The organism is Catenovulum sp. 2E275, assembly GCF_025515275.1.
Classification (GTDB): Bacteria; Pseudomonadota; Gammaproteobacteria; order Enterobacterales; family Alteromonadaceae; genus Catenovulum.
In genome coordinates this window covers 22033-43610 of sequence record NZ_JAOPFU010000003.1, presented here as the reverse complement: position 1 = coordinate 43610, position 21578 = coordinate 22033, and the positions used below count along the sequence as shown (strand labels likewise).

The 21578-nt window shown below is 39.2% G+C and carries 19 protein-coding genes; 2 read left to right on the top strand and 17 right to left on the bottom strand.

Features of this window, described 5'->3' with window-relative positions:
* Positions 1 to 53: 53 nt before the first annotated feature.
* The 8 genes from N7931_RS02415 to bioB form a co-directional block, all read right to left on the bottom strand.
* Entirely contained in the window at positions 54 to 752 is a 699-nt protein-coding gene (locus N7931_RS02415; RefSeq protein WP_262791670.1) for an SDR family oxidoreductase, read from the bottom strand.
* Positions 753 to 800: 48 nt separating this feature from the next.
* On the bottom strand, positions 801 to 1517 hold the full coding sequence (locus N7931_RS02410; protein WP_262791669.1) for a ZIP family metal transporter: 717 nt from the start codon (positions 1515 to 1517) through the stop codon (positions 801 to 803).
* A gap of 78 nt (positions 1518 to 1595) precedes the next feature.
* A complete protein-coding gene (locus N7931_RS02405) occupies positions 1596 to 4118 on the bottom strand; it encodes a glycogen/starch/alpha-glucan phosphorylase (protein ID WP_262791668.1) in 2523 nt (840 codons plus the stop codon).
* Positions 4119 to 4665: 547 nt separating this feature from the next.
* Positions 4666 to 6309, bottom strand: a complete 1644-nt coding sequence (gene pgm, locus N7931_RS02400) for a phosphoglucomutase (alpha-D-glucose-1,6-bisphosphate-dependent) (protein ID WP_262791667.1) — start codon at positions 6307 to 6309, stop codon at positions 4666 to 4668.
* A 176-nt stretch (positions 6310 to 6485) separates the two neighbouring features.
* Positions 6486 to 7166 (bottom strand): dethiobiotin synthase, encoded by a 681-nt coding sequence (gene bioD / locus N7931_RS02395; RefSeq protein WP_262791665.1) that lies wholly within the window; start codon positions 7164 to 7166, stop codon positions 6486 to 6488.
* Positions 7167 to 7213: 47 nt separating this feature from the next.
* Positions 7214 to 8056: an L-histidine N(alpha)-methyltransferase gene (locus N7931_RS02390; protein WP_262791664.1), complete on the bottom strand. Its 843-nt coding sequence runs from the start codon at positions 8054 to 8056 to the stop codon at positions 7214 to 7216.
* Positions 8057 to 8070: 14 nt separating this feature from the next.
* Positions 8071 to 9315 (bottom strand): aminotransferase class I/II-fold pyridoxal phosphate-dependent enzyme, encoded by a 1245-nt coding sequence (locus N7931_RS02385; protein ID WP_262791663.1) that lies wholly within the window; start codon positions 9313 to 9315, stop codon positions 8071 to 8073.
* Positions 9316 to 9327: 12 nt separating this feature from the next.
* The gene (gene bioB / locus N7931_RS02380; RefSeq protein WP_262791662.1) at positions 9328 to 10371 is read right to left on the bottom strand and encodes a biotin synthase BioB; all 1044 of its coding nucleotides are present in this window, start codon (positions 10369 to 10371) and stop codon (positions 9328 to 9330) included.
* Positions 10372 to 10472: 101 nt separating this feature from the next.
* Here bioB and bioA point away from each other — a divergent pair, with 101 nt between their 5' ends.
* Positions 10473 to 11744 carry an adenosylmethionine--8-amino-7-oxononanoate transaminase gene (gene bioA, locus N7931_RS02375; protein ID WP_262791661.1) on the top strand — a complete coding sequence of 424 codons (1272 nt, stop codon included), beginning with the start codon at positions 10473 to 10475 and terminating at the stop codon, positions 11742 to 11744.
* On the opposite strand, the gene N7931_RS02370 is transcribed toward bioA, so the two are convergent.
* On the bottom strand, positions 11741 to 12121 hold the full coding sequence (locus N7931_RS02370; protein ID WP_262791660.1) for a hypothetical protein: 381 nt from the start codon (positions 12119 to 12121) through the stop codon (positions 11741 to 11743). The two genes, bioA and N7931_RS02370, sit on opposite strands and share 4 nt — an antisense overlap.
* A gap of 86 nt (positions 12122 to 12207) precedes the next feature.
* Between N7931_RS02370 and asnS the strand changes: the two genes are divergently transcribed.
* Positions 12208 to 13602: an asparagine--tRNA ligase gene (asnS, locus tag N7931_RS02365; protein WP_262791659.1), complete on the top strand. Its 1395-nt coding sequence runs from the start codon at positions 12208 to 12210 to the stop codon at positions 13600 to 13602.
* Positions 13603 to 13755: 153 nt separating this feature from the next.
* Here asnS and ihfA read toward each other — a convergent pair whose 3' ends face one another.
* From ihfA to thrS, 8 genes are all read right to left on the bottom strand, one after another.
* Positions 13756 to 14058 carry an integration host factor subunit alpha gene (gene ihfA, locus N7931_RS02360; RefSeq protein ID WP_262791658.1) on the bottom strand — a complete coding sequence of 101 codons (303 nt, stop codon included), beginning with the start codon at positions 14056 to 14058 and terminating at the stop codon, positions 13756 to 13758.
* A 5-nt stretch (positions 14059 to 14063) separates the two neighbouring features.
* Positions 14064 to 16445, bottom strand: coding sequence for a phenylalanine--tRNA ligase subunit beta (pheT, locus tag N7931_RS02355; protein WP_262791657.1), 2382 nt, complete (start codon positions 16443 to 16445; stop codon positions 14064 to 14066).
* A 23-nt stretch (positions 16446 to 16468) separates the two neighbouring features.
* On the bottom strand, positions 16469 to 17449 hold the full coding sequence (gene pheS / locus N7931_RS02350) for a phenylalanine--tRNA ligase subunit alpha (protein ID WP_262791656.1): 981 nt from the start codon (positions 17447 to 17449) through the stop codon (positions 16469 to 16471).
* A 187-nt stretch (positions 17450 to 17636) separates the two neighbouring features.
* On the bottom strand, positions 17637 to 18191 hold the full coding sequence (locus N7931_RS02345; RefSeq protein ID WP_262791655.1) for a DJ-1 family glyoxalase III: 555 nt from the start codon (positions 18189 to 18191) through the stop codon (positions 17637 to 17639).
* Positions 18192 to 18437: 246 nt separating this feature from the next.
* Positions 18438 to 18794, bottom strand: a complete 357-nt coding sequence (rplT, locus tag N7931_RS02340) for a 50S ribosomal protein L20 (protein ID WP_262791654.1) — start codon at positions 18792 to 18794, stop codon at positions 18438 to 18440.
* 14 nt (positions 18795 to 18808) lie between these two features.
* Positions 18809 to 19006, bottom strand: a complete 198-nt coding sequence (rpmI, locus tag N7931_RS02335) for a 50S ribosomal protein L35 (protein WP_262791652.1) — start codon at positions 19004 to 19006, stop codon at positions 18809 to 18811.
* 80 nt (positions 19007 to 19086) lie between these two features.
* Positions 19087 to 19626 (bottom strand): translation initiation factor IF-3, encoded by a 540-nt coding sequence (gene infC / locus N7931_RS02330; RefSeq protein ID WP_262791929.1) that lies wholly within the window; start codon positions 19624 to 19626, stop codon positions 19087 to 19089.
* Positions 19627 to 19645: 19 nt separating this feature from the next.
* Complete coding sequence (gene thrS, locus N7931_RS02325; RefSeq protein ID WP_262791650.1) at positions 19646 to 21559, bottom strand: threonine--tRNA ligase; 1914 nt, start codon at positions 21557 to 21559, stop codon at positions 19646 to 19648.
* Positions 21560 to 21578: the final 19 nt, after the last annotated feature.

Below are 21578 nucleotides of genomic sequence, written 5' to 3'. Positions count from 1 at the left end.
TAGCGATAATTCATAATTAAAAACAATCAGTTTAATTTAGGCTTATTCATTTTTTAAAAATTATTTTCAACTTCAGGTCTAAGCACCAACTCATGAATATGTGTATTTTGATCTGAATCCAACATTTGAAAACACGCTTTAGCCACCGCATAAGCAGTTAGGTATTGCGGACGCTGAGCCGCTCTAAATTCAGTATCAACCCCGCCAGGGTAAATTGATAAAACTTTAATATGTGAAGCTTTAAGCTCTTTACGCATTACTTTGGTATAGGCATCAATCGCCGTTTTTGAGGCTGTATAGGCAGAAATACCGGGGTTAGCGTATAAACAAACAGTCGATAACACGTTTAAAATACTGCCTTGCTGTTGTGCTTTCATTTTTGGCAATACCGCCTGCATAAAGGCAATTGGAGCATAACAATTGATTTTCATCATCCAATCTAAATCAGCTAAGTCGATTTCGTCACCCTGACCTCTTGCACTATTTAATCCAGCGCAGTTAATTAAAATATCAACAGTCCCAAATTTAGCTTCACTTTGCTGCACAAATTGTTTGCAGGCGTTTAAATCTGTTACACAAAAACTGTCTGAAAAAACCTGAGAATCTGCTTTTAAAGCACTTAATGTGGTATTTAACTTATCCTGATTACGGCCACATAAGCTTAATTTAAAACCCGCATGGCTTGCGATAATGGCCAGTTCACGGCCAATACCAGAAGATGCGCCAGTAATTAAAATATGTTGTTGAGTCATAAATTTATCTTTTGTTTTAGTATGGTTTTAGTTTTTTAGAAATGAAATTTACCCGTTTGTGACTATATAGCCAGCTAAACCTAATGTAAAACCCAGCACAGCACCAAAAGTTGGCAGCCAGTGTTTATCCAGTTTGGCTTGTGGCGCTATGTCCTGAAATACCGAATATAAAATACCACCAGCAGCAAATAACATAATACCGGCTAAAATTTGAGTTTGCTCAGCAAGATAAAAATAACCAATGGAACCAGCCACAGGTCCGGCTAACGCTAATAAGGTAAATAACAAAATAATGCGTGTACCGCTAAAGTGACTGCCCTGTTTTAATTCACGATAAGCATTAAAACCTTCTGGTAAGTTCTGTAAAGCGATGATAATAGCCAATAAAATACCGGTATTCCCACCCATTGCAAATGCAGCTCCCAGAGCGATAGATTCTGGCAAAAAGTCAGATAACATAGCCGCTAACTGACTGGCTGGTGTATTAAATTTATATAAGGCAATGTCCAGCAACATAAAGCCAAGCCCACCTAATAAAAAAAACACGACCGCGGGAATTAAACTTAAATGTTTAATTCCATCCGGCACCAGCACAAGTGCAATAGCAGCTAACAATGCGCCACCACCAAATGCAATAATGGCGTGCCTTAACTCGTTTTCGAGCCAGCACGGGCGGATGTGTTCAATACAGGCTAATAATCCGCCCAGCGGCATAGCCAGTCCAGCCATTAAGGTGAGTAATAAAACCGTGATTAATTCAGACATAATGAGCCTTTAGATGATTTTTCTAAACAAAAAGAGCGGTTTAAAACCGCTCTTTTTATAATGCAATTCAAAGTATCTTTAACCAATATTACATTCGCCTAAAGACCAGATATTATTTACATAATCCTGAATTGAGCGATCAGAGTTAAATTTACCCATAGTCGCGGTATTGATAATCGCCATTTTTGCCCACTTGGCTTTATCCTGATATAAAGCATCAATTTTTTTATGCGCATCAGAATAACTTTCGAAATCAGCCAGTGTTAAATAATTATCGCCATAGTCGAGTAAATTACGCTTAATTTCAGCTAACTCACCCGGTTTACCCGGAGTGAAATAGTCGGTATCAAACCAGTCTAAAACCGCTTTAATTTCTGCGTTAGCATAATAATAATCCCACGGATTATAACCTTGATTTTTAAGCTCTTTTACTTGATCAACATCAAGACCAAAAATAACAACATTATCGTCGCCAGCTTCTTCGGCAATTTCAATATTAGCACCATCTAAAGTACCAATTGTAATAGCACCATTTAAAGCCAGCTTCATATTACCCGTACCGGATGCTTCTTTACCAGCCAATGAAATCTGCTCTGATACATCAGCCGCAGGGATCATTTTTTCAGCTAGCGAAACCCGATAATTAGGTAAAAAGACAACTTTTAATTTGTCTTTAATCCGCTCATCATGATTAATTTTGTCTGCAATTTTATTAATTGCATAAATAATCTCTTTTGCCATGTAATAACCCGGTGCGGCTTTTGCGCCAAAAATAAAGACGCGTTTTGGCATATCATAATCTGGATTTTGTAGCAGACGACGATAAAGCGCCATAATATGTATTAAATTAAGCTGCTGGCGTTTATATTCATGCAATCGTTTGATTTGAATATCAAATAAAGCATTTGGGTCGACTTCAATATCGGTTAATTCTTTAATAACCGCGGCTAAATCTTGTTTGTTTTCTAATTTAATCTGCATGTATTTATCTGCAAATTGTTTATCTTCCGCTAAAGATTTTAATGCCTGTAATTTATCTAAATGCACCGGCCAATCTAAATCAACATACTCAGAAATTAATCCAGCTAATCTTGGATTACAGGATTTTAACCAGCGTCTTGGCGTCACCCCATTGGTCACATTGGTAAATTTATCCGGCCAAATTTGGTCAAACTCTGGAAATAAATCAGACTTAACCAACTTAGAGTGAATTTGTGCAACGCCGTTAACTTTAAAGCTACCGATAACCGAAAGATTCCCCATGCGCACCATTTTTTCGCTGCCTTCTTCGATAATTGACAACTTACGCTTAATCTCGTCATTATCAGGGAAATGCTGTTCAACTATATTTTCAAGGAAGCGGCTATTTATTTCGTAAATAATTTCTAAATGGCGTGGTAATACTTTTTCAAATAAACGTACTGACCATTTTTCAAGCGCTTCGGGTAATAGAGTATGGTTGGTATAAGCAAAAATTTGCTGGCACATACCCCATGCGGTATCCCAATCAAGCTCTACTCGGTCAATCAAAATGCGCATCAACTCAGGAATTGCAATTGCCGGATGCGTATCATTTAATTGGATAACAACCTGCTCAACAAATTTGCTCCAGTCATTACCATGCGCCCGTTTATAACGGCGAATAATATCTTTTATTGAACAAGCACAGAAAAAGTATTGCTGAATTAATCTCAGCTCTTTACCTGCATCAGTATTGTCATTTGGGTATAATACTTTAGAAATGGTTTCGGCTTGAACGTTTTCGACCTGCGCATCCAAATAACCACCAGCATTAAATACATCCCAGTTAAAAAAGTTAGAAGCTCGGCTTTCCCATAAACGCAAAATATTAACTGTATTTGCACCATAACCTACGACCGGAATGTCCCAAGGCACACCTTTAATGATGCGACCCGGATGCCATTCTTTTTGAATTTTTCCGGCATCATCATATTTGGTTTCAACATAACCATATAATGGAATTTCCTGAATCGATTCTGGTCGGCAAATTTCCCACGGGTTACCATATTCGCGCCAGCTATCAGGTCTTTCAACCTGACGGCCATGCTGAATTTCTTGGGTGAATAAACCATGTTCGTAATGGATGCCATAGCCAATTGCTGGATAATTTAAGGTGGCTAGTGAATCAACAAAACAAGCGGCTAACCGGCCTAAACCACCATTTCCCAGAGCCATATCTGGCTCTTCTTCACAAACATGATTAAAGTCAATACCTAGTTCATTTAATGCTTGTTCGGCAATTTCAGTTAGGCCAACGTTTGTCAGGTTATTTTTTAAAAAACGCCCCATTAAAAACTCAAGCGAAAAATAATGCACAGCTCGGGTATCTTTTTGATAATGCGTTTTTTGGGTACGGGTTACCCGTTCAAATACTAGCTCGTTTACCGCTGCACACGTTGCATTCCACCAAGCTTGAGAGCTGGCTTTATTTTCGTCTGTACCTACGGTTACGTGTAAATGTTTAACAATAGAAGCTTTAAAGTCCTCAACGCTCACATCAAATTGAGCAAAAATATTATCGGTTGAATTTGATGTTTTAGCGCTGGAAGTTTTTTTACCGGAACGGCGAGTTGCTGTCATCTTTAATCCTTTAACCCAAATTGGTGCTGATTGTTGGAATTTACAACTCCATGCTTTCTTGATTATGCTAGGGTCTGTTGCTCTTTTGAGTGCAATTTGTACATCAAACGTCAACAGACCCTAGATAAATTAAGAACAACAAGCTGAAGCATTGACTGAAAGTGTCAGCTTTCAATCACAGTTTTAAATAAACTATCGGATTTTTAATTAAAATCCTAGATCTTTTTGAGACTTTATAAAGAAGTGGGCCTGCGTATGTAGAGCTAAATCAATATAAATTGCGAGTATCAGAGCCATCACAGACAGTTCAATTCAAGGCGTATCATTACAGGAATGTAGGTACCTTTCAAAATGATACAACACAGAAGTGGACTGTCTGTGAGGCTCCTGAAAGGCTGGGCTAAAAGCCATTTATTCTGCGTTAAGTTGGCTTGACGTAGAACCGCTATGCCTGTGCCAACTTGCCTTGCCTAAATGGCTTTTATCTCCAGCTGATTATCGCAATTTATATTGATTTAGCTCTATTGATCATACGCAGGCTAAATGATTAAACGCCCGCTTTGGCGAATGTTGCGTTAACAATAGCTTGGGCTTCTTCTGCAATTTGAGCTAAATGATCTTCGCCTAAAAAGCTTTCACTATAAATTTTATAAATATCTTCTGTACCGGAAGGACGCGCTGCAAACCAGCCATTTTCAGTCACAACCTTTAAACCACCAATAGCAGCACCATTGCCTGGTGCATGAGTCAGTTTAGCAATAATCGGCTCACCGGCCAGAGTTTGTGCTTCAACGTCTTCTGCTGATAAGTTTTTAAGGACTGCTTTTTGCTCTGAGCTTGCCGCAGCATCTTGTCGGTTATAAATTGGCGCACCAAATTTTTCAGTTAATACCTGATAATGCTGCGCTGGATCTTTGCCAGTTACAGCCGTAATTTCAGCCGCTAATAACGCTAAAATAATACCGTCTTTATCGGTTGACCACACCTGACCGTTTTTACGTAAAAATGATGCACCTGCGCTTTCTTCACCGCCAAAACCATAAGTACCTGTATATAAGCCATCAACAAACCATTTAAAACCCACCGGCACTTCAGATAAATTTTTACCTAAAGCATTTACCACCCGGTCAATCATGCTTGATGATACTAACGTTTTACCAACGGCTAAATCATCTTTCCATTCTGGTCTGTGGGTATATAAATATTCAATCGCAACCGCCAAATAATGATTTGGATTCATTAAACCGGCAGATTTAGTCACAATCCCGTGGCGGTCATAATCAGGGTCATTACCAACGGCAATATCAAAATCGTCTTTTAAATTAATTAAACCTGCCATCGCATAAGGTGATGAACAGTCCATGCGAATTTTGCCGTCTTTGTCTAAGGTCATAAATGAAAAGGTTGGATCAATTGCATTGTTCACAACCTTAATATTAATACCGTAGGTTTTAGCAATCACATCCCAATACGCTATCCCGGAGCCACCTAACGGATCAACACCAATGGTTAAGCCCGAATCAGCAATCGCTTGCATATCAATGACATTTTTTAAATCATCTACATAAGGTTGGATATAATCATATTCGGTGACAAGCTCAGATTGAAATGCCTGATCAAATGGAATGCGTTTTACATCAACCAAACCTGCCTGAATCATTTCGTTGGCGCGAGCCTGTACTGTATTTGTAATATAAGTATCGGCCGGACCGCCGTTAGGTGGGTTATATTTAAAGCCGCCATCTTGAGGTGGATTATGGCTTGGCGTAATCACAACACCATCAGCCAAACCAGATGTTTTATCTTGGTTATAAGTTAAAATGGCATGCGAAATAACGGGGGTTGGCGTATAGCCACGTCCTTTTTGCACAACCACTTTAAGGCCATTAGCAACAAAAACTTCAATTGCAGTTGCAAAAGCACATTCTGATAACGCGTGAGTATCCATCCCGATATAAAGCGGACCATCAATTTGTTGTGCTTGTCGGTATTCAACTAATGCCTGACAAATCGCTGCAATATGAGTTTCAGTAAAAGTTGCATTTAAAGATGAACCTCTGTGACCCGATGTACCAAAACTAACCAGTTGATCATTACCCGGTGTATTTAAATAATATTCGCTAACTAAACGAGGAATGTTAACTAAGTCCTCTTGTAATGCTGGTTTACCGGCTCTTTCATGCAACGCCATAGTGGATTTCCTTTTTATAGATTTGCCAATTGTATTTGAATATGTGCTAACTTGTTGTTACTGGTATTGTGAGCATACCGCCTGTTTATGACAAGTTATACCTCAGCAAAATAACGATATCAATTGCTTAACGCTGCTAACTGACTAATAAAGCGGTAAATGACACAAAAATTAAATTAGAGCAGTTGTTCGAGTAAAGAAATGTTTAAATATTCACCGGCAGATTCGCCTGCAGATAAGTGTGGGACAACGCCTAAACAATGGGCTGGTAAACGTTCAGTTAAAGCTTGAATGTTTTCTTGCTGGCATAACATATTTGGATCAACATGATTAGCCACCCACCCTATTAACTGTCCGCCCATTTGTTTAATTGCCATTGCGGTCAATAAAGCATGGTTAATGCAGCCTAACTTTAATCCAACCACTAAAACCACTGGTAAATTTTGCGCAACAACCCACTGCGATAAATAATCGGTTTCATTTAACGGTAATTGCCAACCACCCGCACCTTCTACCACAATTCGCTCTGCGCCCGTATTTTTAACCACATTATAATGTAAATTAAGCGCTGCAAAATCAATCCGGATATTATGCTGCTGAGCCGCAATATGGGGGGCAATCGGTGTTTTAAGGGCAAATGGATTAACTAAGTTATAATCTAATGCGTGATTTGCAGCTTTCATTAAAGTCAGTGCGTCTTCATTTTTAAGCTGACCGTCTATCAGCTCACAACCTGCCGCGATGGGTTTAAAACCGGCAGCGGTTTTATTTAACTTAACCAACTCGGCCAAAATGCCAGCAGCAATTGTGGTTTTACCAACTTCAGTATCGGTTGCAGTAATAAATACAGATTTCATTTAGTTCACTTCTATTTGACTGAGCGCTTTTTTGGGTTGAATTTAAGTTACTTTTTAACCAGACAACAATAAGCGACTTGCCAACTGGCGGTAATATTGTCTGACAAAGCTGAATTTGGATAGCAAGTTTCCAGTTTTGCTAATCTGGCTTTCGTTAAGGCCTGACTCACCTGAACTTGCTGATTGCAAGTTATGGTATTCGCCCCCACTGATTTTAGCTCTTTTAACAGCCGATAAACCGAGCTGTAATAAGTATTGTGTTTAACCAGATTAAATTGGCAATCCGCCCAATTTAATTGGCCGAGTTTAAACTCAAACTCATCAGCTTGCATAAACTGATTAATATGGGTTTGTTCATCTAACGCAAGGTACGCCTGAGCCAGTTCAGTTAAAGTGCCGTCTAACAAAGTGGTAAATACCAAGCAACCGCCCGGTTTTAATACCCGATGCGCTTGATTTAAAACCTTGCTTAAATCACACCACTGCCAAGCTAAACTTGAAAAAACATAATCAAAACTATTATCCGAAAATGCTAAACTTTCAGCGTTGGCTTGTTGCCAATTGGCGTTTATGCCTACCTGTTTAAATTTTTGGCAAGAAAAATCCAGCATCCCTTGTGCAATATCCACTCCGGTATAATTAAGCTGTTTTAATTCGGCAGAGGTTAATTTATCTATTAATTGCATTAACAAATTGGAAGTACCACAACCGACATCCAATAATTGAATGGGTTGATAATTTGATGCAAGTGCTAACTTCATTTTTGCCAATAGTCTGTCGGAGGCATCATCAATGACTGCCTGCTGCAATTGTGCCGCATTATCATAAGTATTTGCTGCTCTTGAAAAATGCGAAGATACAGCATATTGATGTGATTGAAGATAATTCATAAGTTCAACCTCAGTTAACTATTTTGCATGTTTGTTATCATGCTTTGGTCTTGAGTTTGGATTTGGCTATTAACATTTTGCGGCGTGAGCTTTAATGCTTGCGCCAGTTGACTAACTAAAAAATCAAGATCCGTTTTATCCTGTGCACTGGATAATGTGATTCTTAGCCTCGCACTGCCTTTAGCAACGGTTGGCGGGCGAATTGCGGTTAGCCAAATTCCACTTTGTTTAAGCTGATTAGCAACCATGAGTGTGGTTTCATTTTCACCGATAATCACTGGCTGAATAGCCGAATTAGAGCCGGTGTCGTCAAAACCGGCACAGGATAATAGGTGTTTAAAATAAGCAATATTTTCATAAAGCTTTTCTCGCCGCCAATCATCCTGTTGAACCATTTTAATTGCCCTACTAGTTAATTTAGCTTGAAGTGGTGACATCGCTGTGCTGTATATATAACTGCGTGAAAAATTAACTAAATAATCAATAAGTGTTTGGCTACCACAAACAACTGCGCCGCTGCTGCCTATCGCTTTACCAAAAGTAGCCATATAAATATCAACCGAAGCAGGGTTAATATTTTGTGCCGCTAAACTGCCGCGACCATTTTTGCCAAATACCCCTATACCGTGAGCATCATCCAGCATGATTCCGGCTTGGTATTGTCTGGCTAAACTGCTTATATTAGCTAACGGCGCACTATCGCCATCCATACTAAAAACGCCTTCCGATACAATTAATGTTTCGCTCGCATTATTTTTGTTTACATTGTTTTCTTTCAGATTGGCGATTAATTTTTTCTCAAGCGCAAACATATCATTATGCGCAAAGCGCACAGATTTAGCAGCCGCAGCTAAACCACCATCAATTAACGATGCATGGTTGAGTTTATCTTGCAAAATCAATCCGTTTTTATCAGTCATCAAGGTTTTTAAAATACTTGAGTTGGCACTAAAACCAGTCGAAAACAATAATGCTTTTTCAAAACCTAACCAGTCGGCTATCTCGGCCTCTAATGCCTGATGCGCTGGGTGATAACCATTAATTAAAGATGAACCTGTACTGCCGGATAAATCATTTAAATCCGCATTTTTAATGCGGTGATCCGATGCTATGCCTAAATAATCATTGCCAGAAAAATTAAGATATTGTTTGCCATTAACGTCAACAAACTTGCCTGCGGGCTGACAAACATAGCGCTTGCGATAGCTAAAATTTTGCTGCTTATCGGCAAGCGCCTGCGATAACCTTTGAGTAAACATGCTGGAGAATCATTAACTGGCAGCGTTATAAAATAATGCGGGTTCTTGTGATTCGGCGACGGTTTCTAATAAAGCAGCCTCAGTTACTTCATCTGAATAACCTTCGCGTTTTTCTGGTTCTATTCCAAGTTTTTTAAACAGCGCCATATCCTGATTGCCTTCAGGGTTTTCTGTGGTTAATAATTTTTCACCATAAAAAATAGAGTTTGCTCCGGCAAAAAAGCACATTGCTTGCATTTGCTCGTTCATTTCGGTGCGCCCTGCCGATAATCTAACATGCGATTTAGGCATTAAAATACGCGCAACTGCAATAGTGCGAATAAATTCAAAATGATCAAAATTAGCGGTGTCTGCCATGGGTGTACCTTCAACTCTAACCAACATATTAATTGGTACACTGTCTGGGTGCTGGGGCAAATTGGCTAAACTTTTTAATAATCCGGCTCTATCTTTGGCAGCTTCACCCATACCAACAATACCACCGCTACACACTTTCATGCCGGATGCACGTACATTTTCAAGTGTATCTAATCTGTCTTGAAATGTTCTGGTCGTGATAATTTCGCCATAAAATTCAGGTGAAGTATCTAAATTATGATTGTAATAATCTAACCCGGCTTCGCGTAACGTAATCGCCTGCTCTTTAGTTAACATACCTAAAGTCATGCAGGTTTCCATATTAAGCGCCCTTACCCCTTGGATCATTTTTACAATGTAAGGAATATCTCTGTCTTTTGGATTACGCCACGCAGCGCCCATACAAAAGCGAGATGAGCCGTTTTGTTTTGCCAAACGAGCTTTTTCGAGTACGGCTTCAACTTCCATTAATTTTTCTTTTTCTAAGTCAGTATCATAACGCGCACTTTGTGGACAATATTTACAATCTTCTGGGCAAGCTCCGGTTTTAATAGATAACAATGTGCTGACCTGAACTTCATTCGGATTAAAGTATTGTCGGTGAACAGTTTGTGCCTGAAACAGCAAATCGTTAAACGGTAAATTAAATAAATTTTGAATTTCTTTGGTTGTCCAGTCGTGTCTGATATCTGCTTGCATTTTTTATTTCCGTGGTGATTTTTTAATGGACAGTTTAATCTGAACCGTTAAACTGTCAACCACAAAACAAACAAAAGTTTACGTGTGATTATTTTTTAACCATGAGTATTGATGTAGCATTTGATAAAAACCATATTTGGCACCCTTACACCTCCTTAACCCAACCTCTGCCTGTGTATGGTATTAGCCATGCAAAAGCGAATAAATTGTATTTGGAAAATGGCAAAGCTTTAATTGACGGGATGTCGTCTTGGTGGGCGGCTGTTCACGGTTACAATCATCCCAAATTAAACCAGGCGTTAATTGAACAAAGTCAAAAAATGGCGCATGTGATGTTTGGCGGCATTACGCATCAACCTGCCGTTGAGTTATGTAAAAAACTGGTCGAGCTAACTCCTGCGGGTTTAGATAAAGTTTTTTTGGCAGATTCAGGTTCAGTTAGTGTTGAAGTTGCTATTAAAATGGCGATTCAGTATTGGCACAGCCAAAATCAACCTAAAAAACATAAATTATTAAGCTTAAAACAGGGTTATCACGGCGATACCTTTGCAGCCATGTCGGTTTGTGATCCACAAAATGGCATGCATAGTTTATTCAACGGCATTATCCAACAACACTATTTTGTAGAGTCGCCATCATCTGGCTTTTATGATGAATATGACTCAGCAGCAATTAACGAGTTGGAAACTTGCCTGAAAAATCATGCAGCAGATATTGCTGCAATTATTTTAGAACCCATTGTGCAAGGCGCAGGTGGCATGCGCTTTTATCATCCGCATTACCTCAAACAAGTTCGTGATTTAGCTAATCAATATGATGTTTTGTTAATTGCTGATGAAATTGCAACTGGCTTTGGTCGCACCGGAAAATTATTTGCCTGTGAATGGGCTGACATTTCACCCGATATTATTTGTTTAGGTAAAGCACTCACTGGTGGATATATGACCTTAGCCGCCACTTTAACAACTAAAAAAGTCGCCGATGGAATATGTAATGGTCAGGCAGGTGTATTTATGCATGGTCCAACTTTTATGGGTAACCCACTGGCATGCGCAGTAGCAAATGCAGCAATAGCCTTATTATTTGAAAACGACTGGCAAAATCAAGTTATGCAAATTGAACGTTGGCTGAAGCATGCTTTGTTACCACTTGCCAATTATGCTCAAGTAAAACAGGTACGGGTATTAGGCGCGATTGGTGTGGTGGAATTAAATCAAGCTGTCCCTATGGCGGAAATTCAGGCGTTTTTTGTGGAGCAAGGCGTTTGGATACGCCCGTTTGGTAAACTGATTTATTTAATGCCGCCTTTTATTAGCCAACAAACCGATATTGATCAGCTTGCAGCGGCGATAGAAAACTGGCTAAAAAGTTAAAACTGAGGATAAACCACCCAAAGCAGGTATAAAACAGCGGCAATAGAAATAATCGCTAACATCGCCAAGCTGGTATGAAAGTGATCTTCTTTGCGCCGCATTCGATTTAAGTTAATCAAAATAGCCGATAAACTGAATAAACTACATACAATAAGCTGAATGGTTAAAGCATCAGTCCATGATCTTAACCATTCATCTCTAAATTCATCTTCAATGCCTTTATAAACCGCAAAGCCGGGAATTAGATCGGGTCTGGCATAATGAAACCAGACCAAAGCTAAAATAAAACTGCCCCATGCCAAAACTGCAACCACAGCTAAAGTGCGGTTTACCCAGTCTGAATGCTTTCTTCTGTCGTTTTCGATGAAATTTCCCATGATTATGCTTGTTTATCTTGAATCAATCGGTAACATAAACGCCTTTCTTTATAAATAACGATAATTGACTGGCGGAGCAAAAGTAAATGAGTCATAGCGCGATCTGTGATGTATTAGCAGGAAAATATCAATTAAACAGCAAAGTAACCTTAAAAGGTTGGGTTCGTACCGTTCGCGCCAACCCAAATTTTGCTTTCATCAATTTACATGATGGTTCATGTTTTGATCCAATTCAAATCGTAGTTGACAGCAAATTAGCAAACTATAATGAAGTAAGTAAATTAACAACAGCTTGCTCATTAGCTGTTACCGGCATTTTAGTGGAGTCACAAGGCAAAGGCCAATCATTTGAAGTGCAAGCTGAATCAATTGAAGTAATTGGTTTAGTAGAAGATCCGGATACCTACCCTATGGCACCAAAACGCCACAGTGTTGAGTATTTACGTGAGCACGCTCACCTTCGCCCACGCACCAATTTAATTGGCGCTGCCACTCGTATTCGTAACTGTTTATCGCATGCTATTCATAACTTTTTTTATGAAAATGGTTTCCAGTGGATTGCAACGCCTATCATTACAGCCAGTGACTGCGAAGGCGCAGGTGAAATGTTTAGAGTTTCGACTTTAGATACAGTAAATCCACCACGTAAAGAAAACGGCGAAATCGACTATAGCGAAGACTTTTTCGGTAAAGAAGCGTTTTTGACTGTATCTGGTCAGTTAAACGTTGAAACTTATGCTTGCGCATTATCAAAAGTATATACATTTGGCCCAACTTTCCGCGCTGAAAACTCAAATACCAGCCGTCACTTAGCTGAGTTTTGGATGGTTGAACCTGAACTAGCTTTTGCTGATTTAGCAGCTGTCGCTCAATGTGCCGAAGACATGCTTAAATATGTATTTAAAGCGGTATTAAAAGAACGTATGGATGACTTACAGTTCTTTGATCAAAGAGTGCAAAAAGGGGTTATTGAGCGTTTACAAAAATTAGTGGAAACTGATTTTGTGCGCATGGATTACACAGATGCAATCGACATTTTATTAAAGTCTGGCAAAAAGTTTGAATTCCCAGTTGAATGGGGTATCGACTTATCTTCTGAACATGAGCGTTATTTAGCAGAAGAGCATGTTGGCGCACCTATTATTTTACAAAACTATCCAAAAGACATTAAAGCCTTTTATATGCGCTTAAATGATGATGGTAAAACCGTTGCTGCAATGGATGTATTAGCACCGGGCATTGGTGAAATTATTGGTGGTAGTCAGCGTGAAGACAGATTAGATGTGTTAGATGCGCGTATGCAAGAGGTTGATTTAAATCCGCAGGATTATTACTGGTACAGAGACTTACGCCGGTATGGTTCAGTACCACATGGTGGTTTTGGTTTAGGTTTTGAGCGTTTAGTGGCTTATGTAACGGGCATTGCTAACGTACGCGATGTAATCCCTTTCCCACGTACACCAAATAGCGCGCCTTTCTAATTGCCAATATTAAGCGTGTCAAAATAGAACTGCAATTAACCCAGATAAAATAGTCTGTTTTATCTGGGTTCAATAAGCGGCTTTAACCAGCTTAAAGCAACAAAATAAAGCGATAAAAAAACCAGTCAATTGACTGGTTTTTTAATGCTTAACTTATTCTGCTTTATCAGCTAATGACTTTTCAACTCGGTTTTTTAGTTTTTGACCCGGTTTAAAAGTCACAACTCGACGAGCTGTGATTGGAATATCTTCACCCGTCTTCGGATTTCTTCCCGGTCGCTCAGCTTTGTCGCGCAAATCAAAGTTGCCAAAACCTGACAACTTAACCTGCTCTCCACGCTCAAGTGACGCGCGAATTTCTTCAAAGAATAGTTCGACTAAATCTTTAGCATCTTTTTTATTAATGCCTAACTTCTCAAATAAATGTTCAGCTATTTCGGCTTTAGTTAACGCCATATCTACTAATCTCTCAGTGTGGCACCAAATTGCGCGTTTAAAGTATTAATCACTGTATCAGTGATTACTGAAATTTCACTATCTTCAAGAGTTTTTTCAACATCCTGTAAAACTAAGGACACTGCAAAACTCTTCTCATCAGAAGATATACCAGAACCTTGGTATACGTCAAATAAGTTTAGTTCAACCAGTTGATTTGAGCCAACTTTTTTGATTTCTGTTAAGATTTTCCCAATTTCAACGTCTTGTTTAACAATAAAGGCTAAATCACGACGAATTGATGGAAATTTAGAAACAGGTTTAGCAGACGGAATATTAGCGCTTAATAACGCCGATAATTCAATTTCAAATACAAATGCTTTTTGCTTTAAACCAACCGGTTTTAATGCTTGCGGATGTATCGCGCCAACAAAACCAACCTGCTCTCCATTTTTATAAATAGCAGCCGATTGACCAGGATGCAAGGCAGAATGTTCTTGAGCTTTAAATTCGTACTGTTCAAACTCGCCAGTTAAACGTAATAAAGCTTCTAAATCGCCTTTAATATCATAAAAATCAACTACTGCGGTTTCTAAATTCCAGTGTTCGCCACTGCGTAAACCACTAATAACAGCCCCTAAAACAGGCACCTGACGAATGCCATTTTCAGCATTTTGATCTGGGATAAATTTTAATCCAGACTCAAACAAACGTACTCTAGCCTGCTGACGGTTTTGATTATAAGCAACTGCTGATAATAACCCCGGTAATAAACCTAATCGCATTGCCGACATATCAGCCGAAATTGGGTTTGGTAAAATTAAGCTTTCTTGATTTGGATACAAAGCTTGTTGTGCTTTTGGATCGACAAATGAATAAGTAATTGCTTCCTGATATCCTAAGGTAATTAAGCTGTTACGAACCTTGTTTAAACTAAACTTAGATTCATCATGCTTACGCATAGTTAATTGAGCCTGAGGCGCAATATTCGCAATATTGTTATAACCAAAAACACGGGCAACTTCTTCAATTAAATCTTCTTCAATTGAAATATCAAAACGGTAGCTCGGTACAATACAATGCCAAGTTTCACCATTTAATTGAGGCTGCAAACCTAAGCGGGTTAAAATTTCCGTCACTTGGGTTTGGGCAATTTCAATGCCTAAACGGCGGCTTAATGCACTCGCGCGTAAACTCACCTGAGCCGGTTCATCAGCTTGGGCTTGTGCACAAACAACTTCACCTGCCTGACCACCACAAATCTCTAAAATTAATGCAGTTGCACGTTCAATCGCCTGACGCTGAATTTGAGTATCCACGCCACGTTCAAATCGGTGAGATGAATCAGTATGTAAACCATACTGACGAGCTTTGCCCATAATTGCATCTGGCGCAAAAAATGCGCTTTCTAGTAAAATATTTTGTGTGCTTTCAGCAACACCAGATTGCTCACCACCAAAAATACCAGCCATAGCTAATGCTTTGTTATCATCAGCAATCACTAGCGTATTATCTTTTAGTTTAACTTCATTACCATCTAATAAAGTTAACGCTTCATCTTGTTTAGCAAAACGAACCTGAATACCGCCGTCTATTTTTGCCAAATCAAATGCATGCATTGGCTGGCCCAGCTCCAACATCACATAGTTGGTTACATCAACAATCGCATCAACACTACGAATACCACTGCGGCGTAGTTTTTCAACTAACCATAAAGGTGATGGAACACGCACATCAACACCTTCAACCACTCTGCCTAAATAACGGGTACAAGCAGAACCAGCATTTAAATTAACCGCAACTTTAGTCGCAATGCTTGCTGCCACTTCTTCAATATTCGGTTCGTTAACATCTAAATTGTTTAATACCCCAACTTCACGGGCTAGACCTTTAATGCCTAAACAATCTGAGCGGTTTGGCGTTAAATCGACTTCAATAATTTTATCGTTTAACTTTAAATATTCACGAACATCAGTACCAATTACCGCATCTTGTGGTAACTCCATAATCCCCGGTGCTTCGTCAGCCATGCCAAGTTCAGCTTCTGAACATAACATTCCAAATGAAGGGACTCCGCGTAATTTAGCTTTTTTAATTTTAAAGTTGCCAGGTAATACTGCGCCAATTGTTGCAACTGCAACCGTTAAACCTAATCGGCAATTTTTAGCACCACAAACAATGTCTAATAACTCTTCTGCGCCAACATCAATTTTAGTCACTTGCAGCTTTTCAGCATCTGGGTGTGGTCCGCACTCAACTACTTTCCCCACAACAACGCCAGAAAACTCACCAGCAACCGGTTCAACCGAATCGACCTCTAAACCGGCCATTGTAATCTGTTCTATTAAGGTTTCGCTGCTAACTTGTGGGTTAACCCATTCGCGTAACCATGATTCACTAAACTTCATAATCTCTCCAAACTCTTAACTGGTTACTTGAATTGTTTTAAAAAACGTAAGTCGTTTTCAAAAAAGGCACGTAGATCATTAACGCCATAACGTAACATGGTTAATCGCTCAACGCCCATACCAAAAGCAAAACCAGAGTATTCTTCCGGATCAATACCAACTGATTTAAGAACATTAGGGTGAACCATGCCACAACCTAATACTTCTAGCCATTTACCGTTTTTACCTTTCACATCCACTTCAGCAGACGGTTCGGTAAATGGGAAAAATGACGGACGGAAACGGATCTCCAAATCTTCTTCAAAAAAGTTATGCAGAAAATCGTATAAAATACCTTTAAGTTCAGCAAAGCTAACATTTTTATCTATCATCAAACCTTCTACCTGATGGAACATTGGTGTATGAGTTTGATCATAATCGTTTCGGTAAACACGACCCGGAGAAATAATTCTAAGCGGTGGTTTTTCTGCTTCCATGGTGCGAATTTGCACACCAGAAGTTTGAGTACGTAAAACTAATTTAGGATTAAAATAGAAAGTATCATGGTCAGCTCGTGCCGGATGATTTTCAGGAATATTTAATGCATCAAAATTATGCCAGTCATCTTCAACTTCAGGACCTGTGCGAGTTTGAAAACCTAATTCAGAAAAAAATGATTCGATACGTTCAATCGTTTTATTAACCGGATGTAAACCACCTAACTCAACACTTCGACCCGGTAAACTAACATCAACTTTTTCTTCTGCTAATTTTTTGTTTAACTCCGCTGTTTGCAAAGCATCTCGTTTAGCATTTAACTCGGCCTGAACAGCTTGTTTAGCCTGATTAATTGCCTGACCTGCGGCTGGTTTTTCTTCTGGAGGTAATTTACCTAAAGATTTCATCTGTTCGGTAAATAAACCTTTTTTACCTAAATATTGCACACGAATTTCATCTAACGCGGCTAAATCATTTACCGCAGCAATGGCTTCTTTTGCACTTGCGACTATGCCATCTAAATTCATTAAAAAATATCCCCGAAATTTGGCTGTGATTTAAGTTAACTTATTTCTAAATGTTGAATTTGAAAGTATTTAGAAATAAATTAACCAGCAAAAATGAAACCCGTATTCTAACTGATTTTTAGCCTAAATAGTTATAAACAAACACAAGTTTTTTTAATATTTATCAGAGTTAATTGCGCTAAACAGGCTATTTAACCAACATGGGTTGAGCGACTTTTTCAGCTAATTCTCGACCGGCTAATAATTCGATTAAAACCAAAGCAAATTCAATCGCAGTGCCCGGTGCTTGGCTGGTAATACAATTTTTATCGACAACAACTCTTAACTCTGGTGATGCGGGTTTGTGTAATTTATTAAAAAATGCAGGATGTGCCGTCATTAACCTTTCAACTGCAATATAATGACGAGCAAAAACAACAGCCGGAGCCGCACACATTGCCGCAATATAACCGCTTTTTTCATGCTGAGATTTAAGTTTTGCCGTTAATTGAGAAGTTTGGGATAAGGTTTCACTCCCCTCAACACCACCGGGAATCACAATTAAATCAAAATTTTGTTCTACAACATCCGCAAAAAAGCAATCCGCTTCAATTTTAACTTTACGGCTGCAATTAAGTGTTAATTCAGTTTCAACGGATGCTAAAGTAACTGCAAACTCCGCTCTTCTGAGGGTATCGGCTAAACAAACAATTTCGATTTCTTCACTGCCATGAGCAACGGGGATCAGAATAGATTTAGACATAATCACTCCTATTAATTTTTTCGGTTTTTAATGTTGAGCGCTTTTCCCATTTATTTTGAATGGTCAAAACAGGGCTAAGTATTAACATACTGCAAATTAATTAATTTAATGATTTAACGGTGTAAACATCGACCTAAAAACCAGTTTCAAGATTCAAAATTGATGGAAACGATTCTAGCTTCTAAATTATAGGCACAAAAAAAGGGCCTTTCAGCCCTTTTTCAAAAAGTCTCAAGCTTTAAAATATTAAGCTAAAGCTTCTTTTGCTTTCTCTACTAATGCAGTGAAAGTTGCTTTATCGTATACCGCGATATCAGCTAAGATCTTACGATCGATTTCAACAGATGCTTTTTTCAAACCATTGATGAAACGGCTGTATGATAAACCGTTTTGACGAGAAGCAGCATTGATACGAGCAATCCATAATTGACGGAATTGACGTTTACGCTGACGACGGTCACGGTAAGCATATTGACCAGCTTTAGTAACAGCCTGAACTGCTACACGATATACACGACTGCGGGCACCATAATAGCCTTTAGCCTGCTTCAATACTTTTTTGTGTGCTGCGCGTGCAGTTACACCACGTTTAACTCTAGGCATTGTTCAGTCTCCTCTTATGCGTATGGTAACATGCGTACGATTAATGGAACATCATTCTGATGTACTTGAGTTTTCGCACGTAAGTGACGCTTACGCTTAGAGCTCTTCTTAGTCAAGATGTGACGTAAGTGAGACTGCTTACACTTAAAGCCGCCGTTGCCTGTTTTTTTGAAGCGCTTTGCAGCACCTCTATGACTTTTAATTTTTGACATTTCGCTACTCCGCATTGTCAATTAACAAAATATAGCATGGTGAATTAACTCAACATTAATTACTTTAAACCATGACTACACTACTTTTTAGACGGGGCTAACACCATGATCATCTGGCGGCCTTCTACCCTTTTAGGGAAAGACTCACACTGGGCAATGTCAGCTAAATCGTCTTTAACACGATTCATCATTTCAATGCCAATCTCTTGGTGTGCCATTTCTCGACCGCGAAAACGAATCGTTACTTTAGCTTTATCACCGTCTTCTATAAAGCGCCTCAGGTTGCGTAGTTTTACCTGATAGTCGCCCACATCAGTTCCAGGACGGAATTTAATTTCCTTAACCTGAACCTGTTTTTGCTTTTTCTTCTGCTCTTTAGCAGTTTTACTCTTTTCGTAAAGGAACTTACCATAGTCCATCACGCGGCAAACCGGCGGCTGTGCATTCGGGCTGATTTCAACTAAATCTAATTTAGCTTCATCGGCGGCCTCTTGCGCTGCGCGCAATGAAACAACTCCAGCTTGCTCTCCGTCCGCGCCGATTAAGCGCACTTCTTTTGCATCGATTTCTTCGTTAATACGTGCTTTGCCTGCTTCAGGGCCTTTTCTACCACCTTTAATGGTTCATTCCTCCACGAGATTATAAAACTTTATTGTCAACATCGTTTTGTAGACGAGCAATAAACTCTTCTACAGAAATACTGCCTAAATCATCACCTTTACGTGAACGGACAGCGATTTGACCACTTTCAAGCTCTTTGTCACCTACAACTAACATATAAGGGACACGCTTTAATGTATGTTCACGGATTTTAAAGCCAATCTTCTCATTTCTCAAGTCGGCAGAGGCTCTAAATCCATTTTCGTTCAATATTTTAGCAACTTTTTGGCAATAGTCAGCTTGTTTATCAGTTATATTCAAAATAACTGCCTGTTGTGGTGCCAACCAAGTTGGAAAATGTCCGGCATATTCTTCAGTTAAAATACCGATAAAACGTTCAATTGATCCTAAAATAGCACGATGGATCATCACCGGAATTTTACGATCATTATTTTCAGACACATAACTTGCACCTAAACGCTCAGGTAAAGCAAAGTCTAACTGAATCGTACCACACTGCCATGCTCTGTCTAAACAGTCATAAAGTGTAAATTCAATTTTAGGGCCATAGAATGCACCTTCGCCATGTTGAAATTCAAATTCAATCTCATTAGCTTTTAATGCTTCAACTAATGCAGACTCAGCTCTGTCCCACATGGCATCATCACCAATGCGCTTTTCTGGACGAGTTGATAATTTAACTGCAACATTAGCAAAACCAAATGTTTGGTATGTATCGTAAACCATTTTAATACAGCTACTCACTTCATCCTGTACTTGTTCTTCAGTACAGAAAATATGAGCATCATCCTGAGTAAAACCACGTACACGCATTAAGCCATGTAACGCACCAGATGGTTCATTACGGTGACAACAGCCAAATTCAGCCATACGCAGTGGTAAATCACGGTATGATTTTAACCCTTGATTAAAAATTTGAACATGCCCTGGGCAGTTCATTGGTTTAATTGCATATTCCCGTTTTTCTGATTCAGTTGTGAACATATTGTCTGCGTATTTATCCCAGTGACCAGACTTTTCCCAAAGTGTTCTGTCCATCATCATTGGACCTTTCACTTCCTGATAATCATATTCACGTAATTTTATACGAACAAAATCTTCCAACTCACGATAAATCGTCCAGCCGTCATTATGCCAAAAGACCATACCTGGCGCTTCTTCTTGCCAGTGAAATAAGTCTAGCGCTTTACCAATTTTTCTGTGATCACGCTTTTCAGCTTCTTCTAATCGTTTTAAATAAGCTGCAAGTTGTTTTTTATCAGCCCAAGCTGTGCCATAAATACGCTGCAACATTTTATTGTCTGAGTTACCGCGCCAGTAAGCACCAGCAACTTTCATTAATTTAAAATGATGGCAGAACTTCATATTAGGTACATGCGGACCACGGCACATATCAATATATTCTTCGTGATGATACAAACCCGGTTTGTCATCTTTGCTGATATTTTGGTCTAAAATTTCAATTTTATAGCTTTCGCCACGTGCAGCAAATGCATCGCGCGCTTCTTGCCAGCTAACAACCTTTTTCTCAACTGGATAGTTAGTTTTAGCTAGCTCTAACATTCTTTTTTCAAGTGCTTGAATGTCTTCTTGGGTAATTGAATGCTCTAAGTCCACATCATAATAAAAACCATTATCAATGGTTGGACCGATTGCCATTTTTACATTTGGCCAAAGCTGCTTAATTGCATGCCCTAATAAGTGAGCACAAGAGTGTCTAATAATCTCAAGGCCATCTTCATCTTTAGCAGTGATGAGTTCTAACGCTGCGTCTTTTTCAATTAAGTCACAAGCATCAACGCGAGTTCCGTCAACCCGACCTGCAATCGTTGCTTTGGCTAAACCAGGGCCAATAGATTCAGCAACTTGCATAGGTGTAACTGGGTTTTCAAATTCTCGTTGGCTGCCGTCAGGCAAAGTAATTATAGGCATTATTTATCCTTTTCCAGTG

Coding starts and splice junctions, on each gene's coding strand:
- bioD (WP_262791665.1), bottom strand. CDS start 7,166: ATGAAATCTGTATTTATTACTGCAACCGATACTGAAGTTGGTAAAACC.
- asnS (WP_262791659.1), top strand. CDS start 12,208: ATGAGTCATAGCGCGATCTGTGATGTATTAGCAGGAAAATATCAATTA.
- N7931_RS02370 (WP_262791660.1), bottom strand. CDS start 12,121: ATGGGAAATTTCATCGAAAACGACAGAAGAAAGCATTCAGACTGGGTA.
- N7931_RS02405 (WP_262791668.1), bottom strand. CDS start 4,118: ATGACAGCAACTCGCCGTTCCGGTAAAAAAACTTCCAGCGCTAAAACA.
- N7931_RS02410 (WP_262791669.1), bottom strand. CDS start 1,517: ATGTCTGAATTAATCACGGTTTTATTACTCACCTTAATGGCTGGACTG.
- pgm (WP_262791667.1), bottom strand. CDS start 6,309: ATGGCGTTGCATGAAAGAGCCGGTAAACCAGCATTACAAGAGGACTTA.
- N7931_RS02345 (WP_262791655.1), bottom strand. CDS start 18,191: ATGTCTAAATCTATTCTGATCCCCGTTGCTCATGGCAGTGAAGAAATC.
- bioA (WP_262791661.1), top strand. CDS start 10,473: ATGAGTATTGATGTAGCATTTGATAAAAACCATATTTGGCACCCTTAC.
- ihfA (WP_262791658.1), bottom strand. CDS start 14,058: ATGGCGTTAACTAAAGCCGAAATAGCTGAACATTTATTTGAGAAGTTA.
- N7931_RS02390 (WP_262791664.1), bottom strand. CDS start 8,056: ATGAATTATCTTCAATCACATCAATATGCTGTATCTTCGCATTTTTCA.
- rpmI (WP_262791652.1), bottom strand. CDS start 19,006: ATGTCAAAAATTAAAAGTCATAGAGGTGCTGCAAAGCGCTTCAAAAAA.
- pheS (WP_262791656.1), bottom strand. CDS start 17,449: ATGAATTTAGATGGCATAGTCGCAAGTGCAAAAGAAGCCATTGCTGCG.
- N7931_RS02385 (WP_262791663.1), bottom strand. CDS start 9,315: ATGTTTACTCAAAGGTTATCGCAGGCGCTTGCCGATAAGCAGCAAAAT.
- pheT (WP_262791657.1), bottom strand. CDS start 16,445: ATGAAGTTTAGTGAATCATGGTTACGCGAATGGGTTAACCCACAAGTT.
- rplT (WP_262791654.1), bottom strand. CDS start 18,794: ATGCCTAGAGTTAAACGTGGTGTAACTGCACGCGCAGCACACAAAAAA.
- N7931_RS02415 (WP_262791670.1), bottom strand. CDS start 752: ATGACTCAACAACATATTTTAATTACTGGCGCATCTTCTGGTATTGGC.
- bioB (WP_262791662.1), bottom strand. CDS start 10,371: ATGCAAGCAGATATCAGACACGACTGGACAACCAAAGAAATTCAAAAT.
- thrS (WP_262791650.1), bottom strand. CDS start 21,559: ATGCCTATAATTACTTTGCCTGACGGCAGCCAACGAGAATTTGAAAAC.